The 16,551-nt window shown below is 57.7% G+C and carries 15 protein-coding genes; 10 read left to right on the top strand and 5 right to left on the bottom strand.

Going from position 1 to position 16,551, the window contains the following annotated elements; genetic code table 11:
• Positions 1-61: 61 nt before the first annotated feature.
• The 4 genes from cydD (at position 62) to infA (ending at position 4,850) form a co-directional block, all read left to right on the top strand.
• Positions 62-1,831 (top strand): heme ABC transporter permease/ATP-binding protein CydD, encoded by a 1,770-nt coding sequence (gene cydD / locus AC6I8I_RS06480; RefSeq protein ID WP_497828450.1) that lies wholly within the window; start codon positions 62-64, stop codon positions 1,829-1,831.
• On the top strand, positions 1,831-3,561 hold the full coding sequence (cydC, locus tag AC6I8I_RS06475; protein ID WP_312756445.1) for a heme ABC transporter ATP-binding protein/permease CydC: 1,731 nt from the start codon (positions 1,831-1,833) through the stop codon (positions 3,559-3,561). The genes cydD and cydC overlap by 1 nt, the downstream gene beginning before the upstream one ends.
• A gap of 32 nt (positions 3,562-3,593) precedes the next feature.
• Complete coding sequence (gene aat / locus AC6I8I_RS06470) at positions 3,594-4,286, top strand: leucyl/phenylalanyl-tRNA--protein transferase (protein ID WP_497828449.1); 693 nt, start codon at positions 3,594-3,596, stop codon at positions 4,284-4,286.
• A 345-nt stretch (positions 4,287-4,631) separates the two neighbouring features.
• On the top strand, positions 4,632-4,850 hold the full coding sequence (infA, locus tag AC6I8I_RS06465; RefSeq protein WP_002211347.1) for a translation initiation factor IF-1: 219 nt from the start codon (positions 4,632-4,634) through the stop codon (positions 4,848-4,850).
• A gap of 86 nt (positions 4,851-4,936) precedes the next feature.
• Here infA and clpA read toward each other — a convergent pair whose 3' ends face one another.
• Positions 4,937-7,213 carry an ATP-dependent Clp protease ATP-binding subunit ClpA gene (clpA, locus tag AC6I8I_RS06460; RefSeq protein ID WP_031376985.1) on the bottom strand — a complete coding sequence of 759 codons (2,277 nt, stop codon included), beginning with the start codon at positions 7,211-7,213 and terminating at the stop codon, positions 4,937-4,939.
• Positions 7,214-7,265: 52 nt separating this feature from the next.
• Entirely contained in the window at positions 7,266-7,586 is a 321-nt protein-coding gene (gene clpS / locus AC6I8I_RS06455; protein ID WP_003849318.1) for an ATP-dependent Clp protease adapter ClpS, read from the bottom strand.
• A 316-nt stretch (positions 7,587-7,902) separates the two neighbouring features.
• Here clpS and cspD point away from each other — a divergent pair, with 316 nt between their 5' ends.
• On the top strand, positions 7,903-8,127 hold the full coding sequence (gene cspD / locus AC6I8I_RS06450; RefSeq protein ID WP_312052767.1) for a cold shock-like protein CspD: 225 nt from the start codon (positions 7,903-7,905) through the stop codon (positions 8,125-8,127).
• Between the two features lie 75 nt (positions 8,128-8,202).
• Here cspD and AC6I8I_RS06445 read toward each other — a convergent pair whose 3' ends face one another.
• Positions 8,203-9,843 carry a DUF2813 domain-containing protein gene (locus tag AC6I8I_RS06445; protein WP_497828448.1) on the bottom strand — a complete coding sequence of 547 codons (1,641 nt, stop codon included), beginning with the start codon at positions 9,841-9,843 and terminating at the stop codon, positions 8,203-8,205.
• A 136-nt stretch (positions 9,844-9,979) separates the two neighbouring features.
• Here AC6I8I_RS06445 and AC6I8I_RS06440 point away from each other — a divergent pair, with 136 nt between their 5' ends.
• The 3 genes from AC6I8I_RS06440 (at position 9,980) to ltaE (ending at position 13,787) form a co-directional block, all read left to right on the top strand.
• The gene (locus AC6I8I_RS06440; RefSeq protein ID WP_312052770.1) at positions 9,980-10,879 is read left to right on the top strand and encodes a LysO family transporter; all 900 of its coding nucleotides are present in this window, start codon (positions 9,980-9,982) and stop codon (positions 10,877-10,879) included.
• A gap of 119 nt (positions 10,880-10,998) precedes the next feature.
• Positions 10,999-12,720 (top strand): ubiquinone-dependent pyruvate dehydrogenase, encoded by a 1,722-nt coding sequence (gene poxB, locus AC6I8I_RS06435; protein WP_497828447.1) that lies wholly within the window; start codon positions 10,999-11,001, stop codon positions 12,718-12,720.
• Positions 12,721-12,785: 65 nt separating this feature from the next.
• Positions 12,786-13,787: a low-specificity L-threonine aldolase gene (gene ltaE / locus AC6I8I_RS06430; RefSeq protein ID WP_312052774.1), complete on the top strand. Its 1,002-nt coding sequence runs from the start codon at positions 12,786-12,788 to the stop codon at positions 13,785-13,787.
• 10 nt (positions 13,788-13,797) lie between these two features.
• Here the strand turns inward: ltaE and AC6I8I_RS06425 are convergent, their stop codons facing one another.
• Both AC6I8I_RS06425 and AC6I8I_RS06420 read right to left on the bottom strand, forming a co-directional pair.
• Entirely contained in the window at positions 13,798-14,622 is an 825-nt protein-coding gene (locus AC6I8I_RS06425; RefSeq protein ID WP_497828446.1) for an N-acetylmuramoyl-L-alanine amidase, read from the bottom strand.
• Positions 14,619-14,939 carry a heavy metal-binding domain-containing protein gene (locus AC6I8I_RS06420; RefSeq protein WP_031376991.1) on the bottom strand — a complete coding sequence of 107 codons (321 nt, stop codon included), beginning with the start codon at positions 14,937-14,939 and terminating at the stop codon, positions 14,619-14,621. Before AC6I8I_RS06420 ends, AC6I8I_RS06425 begins: the two co-directional genes overlap by 4 nt.
• A 106-nt stretch (positions 14,940-15,045) precedes the next feature.
• Here AC6I8I_RS06420 and AC6I8I_RS06415 point away from each other — a divergent pair, with 106 nt between their 5' ends.
• Positions 15,046-15,585 (top strand): lipoprotein, encoded by a 540-nt coding sequence (locus tag AC6I8I_RS06415; RefSeq protein ID WP_312052778.1) that lies wholly within the window; start codon positions 15,046-15,048, stop codon positions 15,583-15,585.
• A gap of 224 nt (positions 15,586-15,809) precedes the next feature.
• The gene (gene artP / locus AC6I8I_RS06410; RefSeq protein ID WP_069728086.1) at positions 15,810-16,538 is read left to right on the top strand and encodes an arginine ABC transporter ATP-binding protein ArtP; all 729 of its coding nucleotides are present in this window, start codon (positions 15,810-15,812) and stop codon (positions 16,536-16,538) included.
• Positions 16,539-16,551 lie beyond the last annotated feature (13 nt).

Here is a 16,551-nt window from a genome sequence, read left to right as displayed (position 1 = left end):
CTGAACGGGATGAAAATGCCCGATTATTTTCATCGCTCATCGGCTCAACGCAGGGTCTCGCATGGACAAAACCCGACAGCAGCACCTCACCCGCTGGCTTCGTCAGCAACGTCATTTCGCCGGTCGCTGGTTGCGACTGAGCACGCTGCTGGGCGTGGTTAGCGCACTGTTGATCATTGTTCAGGCCGCACTGCTGGCTTCGCTGCTGCAGGCACTGATTGTTGAACAGCAACCGCGTGCTGCACTGGCCAGCGAGATGCTGCTGCTGTTGCTCTGTTTCATGCTGCGCGCCGCGATAAATTATGCCCGCGAACGGGTCGGTTACCGTGCCGGCCAGGCTATTCGTCAGGCATTACGTAAACAGGTGTTAGATCGCTTATCGGCGCTAGGTCCGGCATGGATTCAGGGCAAGCCCGCGGGCAGCTGGGCCACCCTGCTGCTCGAGCAAATCGAAGAGATGCAGGACTATTATGCCCGCTACCTGCCGCAAATGACGCTGGCCGTGCTGATCCCCTGCTGCATCTTGCTGGCGATCTTTCCGCTTAACTGGACGGCGGGTTTGATTCTGTTTGCGACCGCGCCGCTGATTCCGCTGTTTATGGCGCTGGTCGGGATGGGTGCAGCCGAAGCAAACCGCCGCAACTTTCTGGTGCTGGCGCGTCTGAGCGGTAACTTCCTTGATCGCTTACGCGGCCGCGAAACGCTGCGGTTGTTTCACCGCGGCGAGGCGGAGCAGCAGGCGGTGGCGGCAGCCACTACCGACTTCCGTCAGCGCACCATGGAAGTGCTTCGTCTGGCCTTTCTCTCTTCGGCGGTACTTGAATTCTTCGCCTCGTTAGCGATTGCCGTGGTGGCGGTTTATTTTGGTTTTTCTTATCTCGGCGAACTGCACTTCGGCGATTACGGCCAGGGCGTCACCCTGTTTGCGGGTTTCCTGGTGCTGATTCTCGCACCGGAATTCTTCCAGCCGCTGCGCGATTTAGGGGCGTTTTACCATGCGAAAGCGCAGGCCGTCGGCGGTGCCGATGCGCTCGAACAGTTCATGCAGGGCAGCCCAACCAGCGGCCCGGCGCAGGGTGACATGCCGTTTACTGCCAGCGCCCCGCTTACTCTTGCTGCGGTCGATCTGTTGGTCTTTGCGCCGGATGGCCAGCCGCTGTGTGGCCCGCTGACCTTTACCCTAGCGCCAGGCGAGCGCGTCGCGCTGGTTGGTCAAAGCGGTGCCGGCAAAACGGCCCTGATGAACGCCCTGCTCGGTTTTCTGCCCTACCAGGGCTCGCTGAAGGCGAACGGGGTGGAAGTCCGCGACATACGCCGTACTGACTGGCATCAGCAGCTCAGCTGGGTCGGGCAGAATCCTCAGTTACCGGCCGCCACGCTGCGTGACAATATTGTGATGAACGCCAGCTGGGATGCGGTACGCTTTGCCGCTGTGCTCGAGACCAGTGGCGTTAACGAATTTCTGCCACGGCTGCCACAGGGAATTGAGACACCGCCCGGCGATGGCGGCAACCAGCTGTCGGTCGGCCAGGCACAGCGCATTGCGGTGGCGCGCGCGCTCTACAAACCCTCGCATTTGCTGCTGCTGGATGAACCGGCAGCCAGTCTGGATGCGCTTAGTGAACGTCATGTGATGCGGGCGCTGAATCAGGCAGCTACTCAACAGACCACGTTGATGATCACCCATCAGCTTGATGCATTAAGCAACTGGCAGACGCTGTGGGTGATGGAGGCCGGCAAACTGGTGCAACAGGGTGACTGGCAGACGCTATCGCAACAAGCGGGCCCGTTCAGTCAGATGCTGAAACACCGTCAACAGGAGATTGGCTGATGTCCGCTCTACGTCCGTTTCTGCGCCTCTGGCTGCGTCACCCTTTTCGCCTGGCGCTGGGAGTTGTGCTGGCGATTCTCACTTTACTGGCCAGCATCGGCTTGCTGACGCTCTCCGGCTGGTTCCTTGCCGCCTCATCAGTGGCCGGCGTGGCCGGGCTTTACAGTTTCAACTATATGCTGCCTGCTGCTGGCGTTCGCGGCGCAGCCATCATCCGCACCGCCGCCCGCTATGCTGAACGGCTGGTCAGCCACGACGCGACTTTCCGGGTATTGCAGCATCTGCGGGTGCATACTTTCAGTCGCCTGATTGCTCTTTCACCGGGCCAACTGTCGCGTTTTCGCCAGGCCGATCTGCTCAACCGTTTTGTTGCAGACGTCGATACGCTTGATCATCTCTATCTGCGGGTCATTTCCCCGCTGGCGGGTGCGCTGGTGGTAACGATGGTGGTTACCCTCGGCCTGAGTTTTATCGATTTGCAGCTGGGACTCACGCTGGGCGCTATCATGCTGGGCACGCTGATTATCCTGCCGGCGCTGTTTTATCGCCTTGGCTCACCAGCCGGAGTAGCCATTGCCGGTGGCCGGGCCCGCTGGCGCACCCAGCTGATGCACTGGCTGGCCGGTCAGGCCGAACTTACCCTGTATGGCGCTTCACCGACGTGGCGTAAACAGCTTGATGAGCAGGAACAGCACTGGCTGTGTGCGCAGGGCCAGCAACTGCGGTTACAGGCTGCCGCGCAGAGTCTGCTGTTGCTGATCAGTGGCCTGACGGTGACCTCGCTACTGTGGCTGAGCGCGGGTAGCATCAGCGAACAGCAGTTACCCGGCGCACTGATCGCGCTGGTGGTTTTTTGTTCGCTGGCGGCATTCGAAGCGCTGGCCCCGGTTGCCGCTGCTTTTCTGCCAATGTCGCAGGTGATCACGTCGGCACAGCGGGTTAATGACATTATCGATCAGGTGCCGGCAATCACTTTTCCCGCACAGGGCCGCGCCCGGACCGGTAGCCTGGCGGTAAAGATTGAGCAGCTTGATTTCAGCTATCCCGATCGTCCGGATAAGGTGCTGAATCAGTTTTCGCTGCGGGTTAACGCGGGTGAGCACATTGCGCTGCTCGGACCGACCGGCTGTGGCAAATCGACCTTGCTGGCGCTGCTGACGCGCGCCTGGGAGAGCCAGCCTGGCGCGATCGGCCTGAACGATCTGCCGATCGCCGCCTGGCCGGAAGCAGAACTGCGCCAGCGTATCAGCGTAGTGACTCAGCGGGTTCATCTGTTCAGCCAGAGCCTGCGTGATAACCTGCTGCTGGCCTGCCCCACCGCCAGCGATGAGAGATTACGTCAGGTGCTGATCGACACCGGCCTGCAGCGCCTGCTGGAGACGCCAGAGGGTTTAAATGCCTGGCTGGGCGAAGGTGGCCGACCACTCTCGGGTGGTGAGCTGCGGCGCCTGGCGATAGCCCGGGCACTGCTGCATAACGGCGATCTCTGGCTGCTGGATGAACCCACCGAAGGGCTGGACGCCACCACTGAACAGCACATCCTCAGCCTGCTGCAGCGGCTTACGATCGGCAAAACGGTGATGATGGTGACGCATCGCCTGAGCGGGCTGGAGCAGATGGACCGCATTTGTGTGATGGATAACGGTGCGATTGTCGAGCAAGGCAGCCATGCCGAATTAATCTCAAAAGCGGGCCGCTACTGGCGTTTCCAACAGCGGATTGCGCTATAGTCTGGCGACATGCTGATGAGTAGAACAACGCGATGAGACTGGTACAACTATCACGGGAATCTCTGCAATTTCCGCCGCCGGAGATGGCCCTGCGTGAACCGAATGGCTTGCTGGCGATGGGCGGCGATCTCTCCCCTGCCCGCTTACTAAACGCTTATCAGCACGGCATTTTCCCGTGGTTTTCACCCGGCGATCCGATTCTCTGGTGGTCGCCCGATCCACGCGCGGTACTGTTACCGGAGCATTTTCACCTTAGCCGCAGCATGAAGCGGTTTCATCAGCGTTCGCCTTATCGCGTGACGATGAACGAGGCGTTTGCTGAGGTGATTGACGGCTGCGCCACGGGCCGTGAAGAAGGAACCTGGATCACCTTTGAGGTGAAACGGGCCTGGCTGCGGCTGTATGAATCAGGACATGCGCACTCGATTGAGGTCTGGGATGAGCACCAGCTGGTGGGCGGCATGTATGGTATGGCGCTGGGCCAAATCTTTTGCGGTGAATCGATGTTCAGCCGTCAGGAGAACGCCTCAAAAACCGCACTTTTGGTTTTCTGCCAGCACTTCCTCAAACATCAGGGGCGTCTGGTGGATTGTCAGGTACTTAACCCGCATACGGCGTCACTGGGCGCGCAGGAAATCCCGCGTGCTGACTATCTGCAATATGTACAAAGCCTTGCGTGGCAACCGGTCAGCGACGGATGCTGGCGAACACAAACCCTTTTTTAACCGCGCGCAGATGTTTTGCACACATAAAGGCGTATAAGTGATATAATAGTCGAGTTTGGTATGTCGTCCGCGCTTAGTTTTTACAAGCCGGAATTGCCAGGCTGGGAATCTCAACGCACTCTCGGAACTGTTTCAATCGTGCGCGTGTAACCGGTTGATACAGATTCTTAGCCCGCTAATCCCCCGCAGACGTCACATAAACACCCGAATTTTACCGTAATGCTCGCGTTATGACGCGAAGCACGGCAAAGCGTTGGCAAAATCGCCGACGGTTCTTTACATAAATCGTTGAATTGGGCATTATCTTGCCGGTTCAACTGAAAGGTAGTACACCCAGAGGATTCGATGGCCAAAGAAGACAATATTGAAATGCAAGGTACCGTACTGGATACGTTACCTAACACCATGTTCCGCGTAGAACTTGAGAACGGACACGTGGTTACCGCTCATATCTCCGGTAAAATGCGCAAAAACTACATCCGCATCCTGACGGGCGACAAAGTCACAGTCGAGTTGACCCCGTACGACCTGAGCAAAGGCCGCATTGTCTTCCGTAGTCGCTAAGCTGCGATAGTCTCGCGGCACCAGAAATGCAGCGAAAAAAAAGGCCGGATTCTCATCCGGCCTTTTTCATATCTGGCATCCGTCAATCAATGCACGGTGCCTTCTGTTTTGCGTTTCTCTGCGCTGAGGAAGTGATAGGTCAGCTGACCTTTTTCACGATCGAGCGCCACCGAGACTGAGCCGCCATCCACCAGCGAACCAAACAGCAGTTCATTAGCTAACGGTTTTTTCAGGCTTTCCTGTACGGTGCGTGCCATCGGACGGGCCCCCATCGCTTTGTCATAGCCCTTCTCAGCCAGCCAGTCACGTGCTTCATCACTGACTTCCAGCGACACGCCTTTCGCATCCAGCTGCGCCTGCAACTCGACAATAAACTTGTCGACCACCTGATGAATCACCTCTGGTGACAGGTGACTGAACCAGATGATGTTGTCCAGACGGTTGCGGAACTCTGGCGTAAAGATCTTCTTGATCTCTTCCATTGCATCGGTGCTGTTGTCCTGATGAATCAGGCCGATAGACTTACGTTCGGTTTCACGTACCCCGGCATTAGTGGTCATCACCAGCACCACGTTACGGAAGTCCGCTTTGCGACCGTTGTTATCCGTCAGCATGCCGTTATCCATCACCTGCAGCAGCAGGTTGAACACGTCAGGGTGCGCTTTCTCAATCTCATCCAGCAGTACCACTGCATGAGGATGTTTGATCACCGCATCCGTCAGCAGGCCGCCCTGATCAAAGCCGACATACCCCGGAGGCGCACCGATCAGACGACTGACAGTGTGACGCTCCATGTACTCGGACATATCAAAGCGCAGCAGTTCAATGCCCAACGCTTTCGCCAGCTGTACGGTAACTTCAGTTTTACCGACACCGGTCGGTCCGGCGAACAGGAATGAACCGACGGGTTTACGATCCTGACCCAATCCTGCCCGGCTCATTTTGATCGCTTCCGTCAGCGCCTCAATGGCGTTGTCCTGACCAAACACCAGCATTTTCAGGCGGTCGCCAAGATTTTTCAGCGTATCGCGATCGGTTGCTGAAACGCTTTGCTCCGGAATACGGGCAATACGTGCGACCACGGTTTCAATGTCAGCCACGTTAACGGTTTTCTTACGCTTGCTGGCTGGCATCAGGCGCGCACGCGCACCGGCCTCATCGATCACGTCAATCGCCTTATCCGGCAGATGACGGTCGTTGATATATTTCACCGCCAGCTCCACCGCCGCACGTACCGCTTTCGCGGTGTAACGCACGTCGTGGTGCGCTTCGTACTTGGTTTTCAGGCCATTCAGGATCTGCACGGTTTCATCAACAGAAGGCTCCGTGATATCGATCTTCTGGAAGCGACGCGCCAGGGCACGGTCTTTTTCAAAGATGTTGCTGAACTCCTGATAGGTGGTGGAACCCATTACCCGGATTTTCCCGCTCGAAAGCAGCGGTTTAATCAGGTTAGCAGCATCAACCTGGCCGCCCGAGGCGGCACCTGCACCGATGATGGTATGGATTTCATCGATAAACAGAATGCTGCTCTCATCCTGCTCGAGCTGCTTCAGCAGGGCTTTGAAACGTTTCTCAAAGTCACCGCGGTATTTGGTACCGGCTAACAGCGAACCAATATCCAGCGAGTAGATGGTGCAGTCTTTCATCACTTCCGGCACGTCGCCCTGCTCGATACGCCAGGCAAGCCCTTCAGCAATGGCGGTTTTTCCGACGCCCGATTCCCCCACCAGCAGCGGGTTGTTTTTACGGCGACGGCACAGCACCTGGATAGTACGCTCCAGCTCTTTATCGCGACCGATCAGTGGGTCAATGCCACCGACGCGAGCAAGCTGATTGAGATTGGTGGTGAAGTTTTCCATACGATCCTCCCCGCCTGCTTGCTCTTCGTTAACCGGATTTTCTGCGCCAGGCGCCTGGCCAGGCTCATCTTTGCGCGTACCGTGTGAAATGAAGTTCACCACATCAAGACGGCTGACTTCATGTTTACGCAACAGATAAGCGGCCTGCGACTCCTGCTCGCTGAAGATAGCGACCAGCACGTTCGCACCGGAGACTTCGCTGCGACCGGATGACTGGACATGGAAAACCGCACGCTGTAATACGCGCTGGAAGCTGAGCGTCGGTTGTGTATCGCGCTCCTCCTCACTGGCAGGTAAAACGGGTGTGGTTTGTTCGATGAAGGCTTCGAGTTCCTGCCGCAGAGCCACAATGTCCACCGTACAGGCTTCCAATGCCTCTCTGGCCGACGGGTTACTGAGCAATGCCAGTAACAGATGCTCGACGGTCATAAACTCATGACGGTGCTCACGCGCTCTGGCGAAAGCCATATTTAAACTGAGTTCCAGTTCTTGATTGAGCATTAGGCACCTCCCCCAATTATCGCTCTGACCTGTTTCCTATATGGAGACGGGATCAGGCTTTTTCCAGCGTACACAGCAACGGATGATGGTTTTCCCGCGCATAATTGTTCACCTGGGCCGCTTTAGTCTCGGCGACTTCTGCGGTAAATACACCACAGATCGCCTTGCCGTGGTAGTGAACTTTCAACATCAGTTGCGTTGCACGTTCAACATCATAAGAAAAGAACTTTTGTACAACGTCAATAACAAATTCCATAGGTGTATAATCGTCATTATTCAGAATGACTTTATACATTGAAGGCGGCTTTAACCCTTCGCGTACTTTGTCTTCGGCCAGATGTTCAAAGTTAAGCCAGTCGTTTGTGTTTGCCATAGTGTTCCGTTGAGATTTCGCCCATCGCATTTAAGCGGCTACATGTTGACAGTTTAACATGCCTGTCAAGCCGCTGACCGCTGATGGAAATTTATTCAGAAATTCCCAGCCGCGACCTGTATCACAAAATTTGCAATAGCGTTAACTGCCTCAAATTTTGATGATTTTTTCCCCACCGAGCCCGGGGGTTTGCTTGACGCCAGCGGCCATTTCTCTACATTCTACTTGCACAAGCTGATTGAGTTTTAATCAAACTCGACTCACAGCTTCAATGACCTCACCTACTTATAAAATGTCTTGCGAGGGAAGTAAAAGCATGGAGACGGGTACAGTTAAATGGTTCAATAACGCCAAAGGCTTTGGCTTTATCTGTCCAGTTGGCGGTGGCGAAGACATCTTTGCCCACTACTCAACGATTCAGATGGAGGGTTACAGAACGCTGAAAGCTGGCCAGCAAGTTCAGTTTGATGTCCACGAAGGTCCGAAAGGCAATCACGCCAGTCTGATCGTGCCGGTAGCAGAAGTACAGGCCGTTGCCTGACCTCTGCCTCCCCCGACTGAACACTCCCCTAAAAATGCCAGCCACCGACGCTGGCATTTTTCTTGTGCCCCGCGTTCAATCCGCCTTACCCTGCGCCAGCCCGATGACCCGGGCGAACATCTCGCGCATTAACAGCGGAATGGCATCCTGACCGATTTCCGCCGCTGACGTAGCCACTGCGATCGCCAGCTCAGGCTTCGAACTCTGGTGAATCGCTTTGGTAATAATACGCCTTGCACTCATCCTCACGTTTAACGGCAGGTGCGCCATCTGCAGATAAACATCGCGAAAGCCCTGCTGGAAGAGGAAGTTTTCGATATCCAGCGCCGGCAGTTGCGTCAGGTGCTGCTGCTCGCTATCGTGCGGCTGCAGCTGGCTGCGGGCGGTAGTGGCATACTTGTTGCCCGCCTCGTCTCCGTCCGTCAGGACATGCCAGGCGATCCCCATCCGGCGAGCGAATTTCAGCAACGGTTTCAGGCCGGACTGGGCAAACTCAATGACTTTTACCCCTTCGGCGGCAAAATTGTAGCCGCACTGCTGCGCCAGCTCATTGATGATCCAGACTTCGGTTTCGCCTTCCACCAGCAGCCAGCAGCGGGCAAACAGCGCCGCCGGCCGGTTAACACGGATATGGAAGCCGATGCGGCGACTCTCCTCTGCGCTCAGGCCTTCCGGACCGATGCGCCACGCCGCGACCCGTGATGGTTCACGCACCAGTCGGCAGACATTCTCCACCGGCACCTGCGACAGCAGCTCCGCCGAGTTGGTGGTGGCAATTTTTTGCAGCGGCAGCAGCGACAGCATATTCCACGCCACCGACAGCATAATGGGATGCAGGCGGGTTTCCGGATCTTCAATCAGCAACAGCGGACGCGCCTCAGGTACCAGCGGCAGATCGCCCCGCGCCTGGATCAGCAGCGTGAACATCTGCAGCAGAATCAGTTGCCGGCTGCGTGAATCATTGCCGGCGATCAGCTGATTAAGCTGATCCAGCGCCTGCCAGCCCCGATCGCCGTGACGCTGTTGTGGATCGACCCGCCGGGTAATCGCGGCGGCAGGCTGCTGCACCAGAAAGTAATGTTCCATCAGTTGCTGCAGCGTTTTCAATCCCTGCCGCAAGACCTCATCGCTCAGTTGCTGCGGATGCCGCTCCAGATCGCGCGCCAGACCTTCCATTCCGGCCATCAACTGAGGATGCAGGCTCGGATCGTCCGGCGGCGTCTCAAGCCGGGCTCGTTTACTGAAGCGCGCATCGCGCAGTCGCAATACCGGATGCCGCTGCAGCAGGCGTGCAATGGCCGCCGCGCAGTTTTCCTGTGTCAGCGGCTGAAGCTGGCGGTCGACAAAGCGTCGACTGGCACTGACCCCTTGCTGACGCCAGGTGGCACGCACGCTGTAATAGAGCCAGCGCGCGTTCTGTGCGTCACGCTGCCAGAACGGTGCCAGCAGCGCATCGTCAGGGCTGCCATCGTCGCGAAAGTGAAACACCACGGAGAGACGACGCATCGAATCGGTGACATCGCCCGGCGTAAAATGAAAGTCGGCCGGAGTAAAAACGTACTCATCGTGATGCGGTGACAGCAATAAACTCAGCGCATCAAGCAGGCTGGATTTACCCCAGGCATTCTCACCAATCAGCAGGTTGGTCTGGGTTAAAGGCAGGGAAAGCTGGTTAATGCCGCGAAAACCACGAATGTCGATATGTTCCAGAATCATAGGGTTCCATCCTCTTGCTAAACCAAGCCTGGTCGCCGGATACCGGTGGGTCAAGTCACGCGGGGCTGAGGGTTTACTCTACCGCGCTTTTTCGTTAGCGTGTCGCCACTTACTGCATGGATGGCCTTATTTTTTTATGTATTCCGGACTTCTGATTATCCTGCTGCCCCTGATTGCGGGCTGGCTGTTACCGTTCCGTCAAACCGCCGTGCTGCGTCAGGTCAATCGCCTGCTGGGCTGGATGGTCTACGTGATTCTTTTTTTCATGGGCATCAGCCTGGCGTTTCTTGATAACCTCAGCAGCAATCTGGTTACCGTATTTCACACCGCACTGGTGGCCGCGCTGTGCATCCTGTTGTGTAACCTGCTGGCGCTGCGCTGGCTGGAGAAGCGCGTGCCCTGGCAGCACAGCCATAAACAGGAAAAATTGCCTTCACGGCTGCACATGGCGCTGGATTCACTCAAACTGTGCGGCGTGGTAGTGATCGGGTTTGTGCTCGGCCTGACCCAGTGGCCGTTCCTGCATTATGCCGCTACCGCCAGTGAATATGCGCTGATTTTCCTGCTGTTTCTGGTGGGTATTCAGCTGCGTGGCAGCGGGATGACGCTGCGTCAGATCATTCTCAACCGACGGGGGATGCTGGTGGCCAGCGTGGTGCTGACCAGCGCGCTGGTCGGTGGGATGATCGCAGCGCTGGCGCTTGGCCTGCCGCTGAAAACCGGTCTGGCGTTAGCGAGCGGATTCGGCTGGTACTCGCTCTCCGGCATTCTGCTCACCGAAGCGTTTGGCCCGGTGATCGGCAGCGCTGCTTTCTTCAACGATCTGCTGCGCGAGCTGGTGGCGATTATGCTGATCCCGGCGCTCATCGCTCGCCATCGCTGCAGCGCCTTAGGCTTATGCGGTGCCACCTCAATGGACTTTACCCTGCCGGTACTGCAGCGGGCCGGCGGCAATGAGATTGTGCCCGCCGCCATTGTGCACGGCTTTGTGATGAGCCTGCTGGCTCCGATTCTGATCGCCCTGTTCTCGGCCTGACCGGCGCGGGTGGCCTCCAGCGCATTTTTTCACGGCTGCTTTTCTGTTACGTCGTCTACGCTTCTTTTTTGCGGTTCTGGTGGCGCCATCGGTCTGGCGCACCGACAAAGGAGAATAAGATGAAACAAACCGTGGCGGCGCTGGTCGCTAAAACGCTTGAAAACGCCGGCGTTAAACGCATCTGGGGCGTTACCGGGGACTCATTAAACGGCCTGAGTGACAGTCTGAATCGCATGGGCACCATTGAATGGATGCCGACACGCCACGAAGAAGTGGCGGCGTTTGCTGCAGGCGCGGAAGCGCATATCAGCGGGGAGCTGGCGGTCTGCGCCGGCTCCTGCGGGCCGGGCAATTTACATCTGATCAACGGATTGTTCGACTGCCATCGCAACCGTGTGCCGGTACTGGCGATTGCGGCGCATATCCCGTCGAGCGAGATCGGCAGCGGCTATTTCCAGGAAACCCATCCGCAGGAGCTGTTCCGCGAATGCAGCCACTATTGCGAGCTGGTCTCTAATCCTGAGCAGCTGCCGCAGGTGCTGGGTATCGCCATGCGCAAAGCGATCCTCAATCGGGGTGTTTCGGTGGTCGTCCTGCCGGGCGATGTTGCACTTAAGCTAGCCCCCGAAAACGCTAACGCTGCGTGGTATCCGCCGCAGCTGCCACAGGTTCTGCCGCAGGCCGCTGAACTGGCCCAGCTGGCTGACACCCTGAATCAGGCCAGCAACATTACCCTGCTGTGCGGCAGCGGCTGTGCCGGTGCGCATCCGGAAGTGGTGAAACTGGCGGAGACGCTGAAAGCGCCGATTGTTCATGCGCTGCGCGGTAAAGAGCACATCGAATATGACAATCCTTACGATGTCGGCATGACCGGGCTGATTGGCTTCTCTTCCGGCTTCCATGCCATGATGAACGCCGAAACGCTGGTGCTGCTCGGCACCCAGTTTCCCTACCGCGCCTTCTATCCGGAAAAGGCCCGCATTATTCAGATCGATATCAATCCCGGCAGCCTCGGTTCGCACTGTCACGTTGATGAAGCCTATGTCGGCGACGTGAAAACCACGCTGCAGGCACTGCTGCCGCAGCTGACCAGCAAAACCGATCGCAGTCATCTCGACAGCGCGCTGGAACACTATGTTGATGCGCGTAAAAGCCTCGACGAGCTGGCCCAGCCCAATGATAAACAGCCGATCCACCCGCAATATCTGGCGCAGCAGATCAGTCACTACGCCAGTGAAGACGCCATCTTCACCTGTGACGTCGGTACGCCGACGGTCTGGGCGGCGCGTTATCTGAAGATGAACGGCAAGCGTCGGCTGCTCGGCTCGTTTAACCACGGCTCAATGGCCAATGCAATGCCGCAGGCGCTGGGTGCCCAGTCGATTGACCGTAATCGCCAGGTGGTGGCGCTGTGCGGTGACGGCGGATTCAGCATGCTGATGGGCGATTTTATCTCGCTGGCCCAGCTGAAAATGCCGGTCAAACTGGTGATCTTCAACAACAGCGTGCTGGGTTTCGTGGCGATGGAAATGAAAGCCGGCGGCTACCTCACCGACGGCACCGAACTGGACAATCCTGACTTTGCGGCCATCGCCGCGGCATGCGGTATCAAAGGTATCCGGGTTGAAAAAGCATCAGAGCTGAACGGCGCGCTGGAGCAGGCGTTCGCCCATGACGGTCCGGTGCTGGTCGATGTCATCACCGCCAAAGAAGAACTGGCGATGCCGCCGCAGATTAAAATGGAGCAGGCCAAGGGCTTCAGCCTTTACATGCTGCGCGCCATTCTGAATGGACGCGGCGACGAAGTGGTAGAACTGGCGAAAACCAACTGGCTGCGGTAAAACAACAGCTTCACCCAGGCGGGCGCGATGCCCGCCTTTTTTTCCGCCACGTTCAGGAGCTCCAGGTGATCGATTTACGCAGTGATACCGTGACCCGGCCCAGTGCCGCCATGTTAAGCGCCATGATGTCCGCCGAAACCGGTGATGATGTCTATCGTGACGACCCTACCGTTAACGCCCTTGAGGCTGAAGCGGCGCGCCTGAGCGGTAAAGCGGCGGCGCTGTTCTTCCCGACCGGTACCCAGGCAAACCTGGTGGCGTTGCTGAGCCACTGTGAGCGCGGTGATGAGTATATCGTCGGTCAGCAGGCGCATAACTACAAATATGAAGCGGGCGGCGCGGCGGTGCTGGGCAGTATCCAGCCGCAGCCGATTCTGGCCGCTGCCGATGGCACGCTGCCGCTCAGCGACGTGGCCGCCGCCATCAAGCCTGATGATATTCACTTCGCCCGCACCCGCCTGCTGAGCCTGGAGAACACCCATCACGGCAAAGTATTGCCGATAAGTTATCTGGAACAGGCCTGGGCTTTTACCCGAGAGCGGCAGCTGGCACTGCATATTGATGGCGCACGCATCTTCAACGCGGTCGTCGCCCAGCAGACTACGCTGGCGGCACTCGCCCGCTACTGCGACAGCCTGACCATCTGCCTGTCAAAAGGTCTGGGTACGCCGGTCGGTTCGCTGTTGTGTGGTGATGCGGCGCTGATTGAGCGGGCGCGCCGCTGGCGTAAAATGACCGGCGGCGGCATGCGTCAGGCCGGAATCCTGGCAGCGGCCGGGCTTTATGCCCTGCAGCATAACGTGACGCGCCTGCAGCAGGATCACGATAATGCCGCCTGGCTGGGGCAGCAACTGCATGAGCTTGGCGTGGAAGTGATTGATCAGCAAACCAATATGCTGTTTGTTCAGCTCCCGGCCAGCCAGGCTGAACCGTTAGCGGCGTGGATGAAAGCGCGCGGCGTGCTGATCAGCGCCGGTCCCCGTACCCGACTGGTGACCCATCTGGATGCCGATCGCGCCGCGCTTGAGCAGGTGGTGGCCCACTGGAAAGCCTTTCTGCAGCAGTAATCTTTCCCGCTTACTGCGCCGCGCCATACTTTTCCAGCAGCGCGGCCGCTATCGCGGCAGTTTCGGCATCGGCCTTGCCGCGATAGTCTGCCGGCCGGAAATGCATCTGAAACGCCGCGATCACCGTCTGCTGCTCACGCGCGCTCATCGCGCTATTCACCGGATAGCCGTAACGCTGTAAGCGCTCGACGATCACTTCAACCGGCACTGCTGCGTGCGGCTCCGCACCGGCTAAGTAAAACGCTACCCGCCGGGCATCAGGCCAGGCACCGAGTCCACGCTGCGCCAGTTGCTGCCACGGAAACAGCGGGCCGGGGTCCTGTTTACGCTGCGGGGCAATATCGCTGTGACCAACAATGTTTTCCGGCGCAATCGCGTAGCGCTGGCTGATATCACGCAGCAGCGCCTCCAGCGCCGTGATTTGTGCGGTGGTAAACGGCTGCCATTCGCGGCCGGTCAGGGTACGGCGATAACCGCGATTCACCAGCTCGATGCCAATTGAGGTGTCGTTAATCCGGCTGGCTCCACGCCAGAAGCTGGGTCCGGCGTGCCAGGCGAGCTGCTGCTCCGGCACCAGTTGCCAGATAACGCCTTTACCGGCGCGCTGTGGCGGCTGGCGGGGGATCAGGTAATGGGCGCTGACCTGTTGATCGGTCAGGGTGGCCAGCGAAGAGGAAAAATCCTCAGCGGTATAGTGAATCACAATCACTTTAACCCGCGGTCGCGCACCCAGAGCAGGATGTCGCAGGTCGGCCCAGTAGCCGGGACGGGATTCCATCCCGGACTGACAGCCCACCAGCATCAGCGCTGCGAGCAGCAACAGCAGGCGTTTCAACGAACGATTACCGCCGTCCCGCTGACGCTGACCATCAGCATGCTGCTCTCTTTGCCGACCGTTTCGTAGTCGATATCAATGCCGACCACCGCGTTAGCGCCCAGCGCTTTGGCCTGCTCTTCCAGCTCTTTAAAGGCGATCTCCCGCGCCTTGCGCAGCTCTTTTTCATAGGCGCCGGAGCGGCCACCGACGATGTCACGAATACCAGCAAAAAAATCGCGGAAGATATTGGCACCGAGAATCGCTTCACCGGTCACCACACCGCAATAATCGGTGATGCTGTGGCCTTCCAGCGTCGGGGTGGTTGAAAATTTCATCGTCTTCTCCTTGTTGAAAACCGGACTAAGGCTCTTTCGACTAAAAAGCACGGCTATACTCTATGCTAAAAAGGGCACCTTGCCAGAGAACAATAAGGAAATCGAGATGAGAAACAACGCGTTTGCGCTAATGATCCCCGCGGCCCTGCTGCTCAGCGCCTGTACCACCGTTGAGCCCGTGATTAAGGATAATGGCCCGCGTAGCGCGCCGTGCATCGAAGGCGGCCCTGACCAGGTTGCCCAACAGTTCTACGACCTGCGCGTTCAGCAGCCGACCCAGGGTCTGCCGGACAGCAACACGCTGGCAAAATATCGCCCTTACCTGAGCGATGCGCTCTATCGCTCATTGCAGGCCGCCAGCGGCAGTAACGCCGGCGCACAGTGGCGCAACGGCGATCTCTTCTCCAGCCAGTCGCAGGGTCCGACCGCTGCCAGCGTAGCCGACGCCTCTACCATTCCTAACCGTGATGCGCGCAACATTCCGCTGCGGGTTGACCTGAGCCGCGACGGCAAGCAGTGGCAGGATGAAGTGCTGATGATCCACCAGGGCAGTTGCTGGGTAGTCGATGATGTTCGCTATATGGCGAACCCGGCACATGCCGAGGGTGGCAGCCTGAGTCAGATGCTTGAAAAATCGAAAAAATAATCACCTGTTTGGCGAGTGATAAAAAGCGCGAGGTACTGATGCCCGCGCTTTTTTTGTTTCCGCTGGCCCGGCAATCACCGGTTCATCCCGCCGGACAGCACACGATATTGTGCTAAGCTTTAGCGGTTTCCCCGGCTGTTTCATAAATTTTAACCCACCTCAATTGCATAACTATTCTGGTGACGTTAAAATCCGCGACACTAATAGCTATTCAAATCTGGCGCATGAGTATTCAACTAAACGCAATAAACTGCTTCTACGGTGCTCATCAGGCGCTGTTCGACATTAATCTTGAGTGTCCGCAAGGCGAGACACTGGTATTGCTGGGTCCCAGCGGTGCCGGTAAGAGTTCGTTGCTGCGGGTACTGAATTTGCTGGAGCAACCCCGCTCGGGCCAGTTGCAGATCGCCGGTAATCATTTCGATTTCAGCCAGAAGCCGGCTGAGGCCGCGATCCGTGAACTGCGCCAGAACGTCGGAATGGTGTTCCAGCAATATAATCTCTGGCCGCACCTCACCGTGCTGCAGAATCTGATGGAAGCGCCCTGCCGGGTGCTGGGTCTGAGCAAGAGTGACGCACGCGCCCGGGCAGACAAGCTGCTCGATCGTCTGCGTCTGACGCCCTACAGCGACCGTTTTCCGCTGCATCTTTCCGGCGGTCAGCAGCAGCGTGTGGCGATTGCCCGCGCCCTGATGATGGAGCCGCAGGTGCTGCTGTTTGATGAGCCGACCGCTGCGCTCGACCCTGAAATTACCGCTCAGATTGTCACCATTATTCGCGAACTGGCCCAGACCCGGATTACCCAGGTGATCGTGACCCATGAAGTGGAAGTGGCGCGTAAAACCGCCAGCCGCGTGGTCTACATGGAAAATGGTCACATTGTGGAACAGGGTGATGCCAGCCGCTTTACACAGCCGCAAACCGAGGCGTTTGCTCACTATCTTTCGCACTAAGTCAGGATGCTAA

It is taken from the genome of Pantoea sp. X-Soil-YNGN-775 (assembly GCF_059730575.1).
Note: the sequence above shows the minus strand (reverse complement) of the source record. Positions and strands in the feature narration are given on the sequence as shown.

Bases quoted from the DNA above. Each gene is read 5' to 3' on its own strand.
- cydD (WP_497828450.1), top strand. From the start codon at position 62: ATGGACAAAACCCGACAGCAGCACCTCACCCGCTGGCTTCGTCAGCAA.
- cydC (WP_312756445.1), top strand. From the start codon at position 1,831: ATGTCCGCTCTACGTCCGTTTCTGCGCCTCTGGCTGCGTCACCCTTTT.
- aat (WP_497828449.1), top strand. From the start codon at position 3,594: ATGAGACTGGTACAACTATCACGGGAATCTCTGCAATTTCCGCCGCCG.
- infA (WP_002211347.1), top strand. From the start codon at position 4,632: ATGGCCAAAGAAGACAATATTGAAATGCAAGGTACCGTACTGGATACG.
- clpA (WP_031376985.1), bottom strand. From the start codon at position 7,213: ATGCTCAATCAAGAACTGGAACTCAGTTTAAATATGGCTTTCGCCAGA.
- clpS (WP_003849318.1), bottom strand. From the start codon at position 7,586: ATGGCAAACACAAACGACTGGCTTAACTTTGAACATCTGGCCGAAGAC.
- cspD (WP_312052767.1), top strand. From the start codon at position 7,903: ATGGAGACGGGTACAGTTAAATGGTTCAATAACGCCAAAGGCTTTGGC.
- AC6I8I_RS06445 (WP_497828448.1), bottom strand. From the start codon at position 9,843: ATGATTCTGGAACATATCGACATTCGTGGTTTTCGCGGCATTAACCAG.
- AC6I8I_RS06440 (WP_312052770.1), top strand. From the start codon at position 9,980: ATGTATTCCGGACTTCTGATTATCCTGCTGCCCCTGATTGCGGGCTGG.
- poxB (WP_497828447.1), top strand. From the start codon at position 10,999: ATGAAACAAACCGTGGCGGCGCTGGTCGCTAAAACGCTTGAAAACGCC.
- AC6I8I_RS06420 (WP_031376991.1), bottom strand. From the start codon at position 14,939: ATGAAATTTTCAACCACCCCGACGCTGGAAGGCCACAGCATCACCGAT.
- AC6I8I_RS06415 (WP_312052778.1), top strand. From the start codon at position 15,046: ATGAGAAACAACGCGTTTGCGCTAATGATCCCCGCGGCCCTGCTGCTC.
- artP (WP_069728086.1), top strand. From the start codon at position 15,810: ATGAGTATTCAACTAAACGCAATAAACTGCTTCTACGGTGCTCATCAG.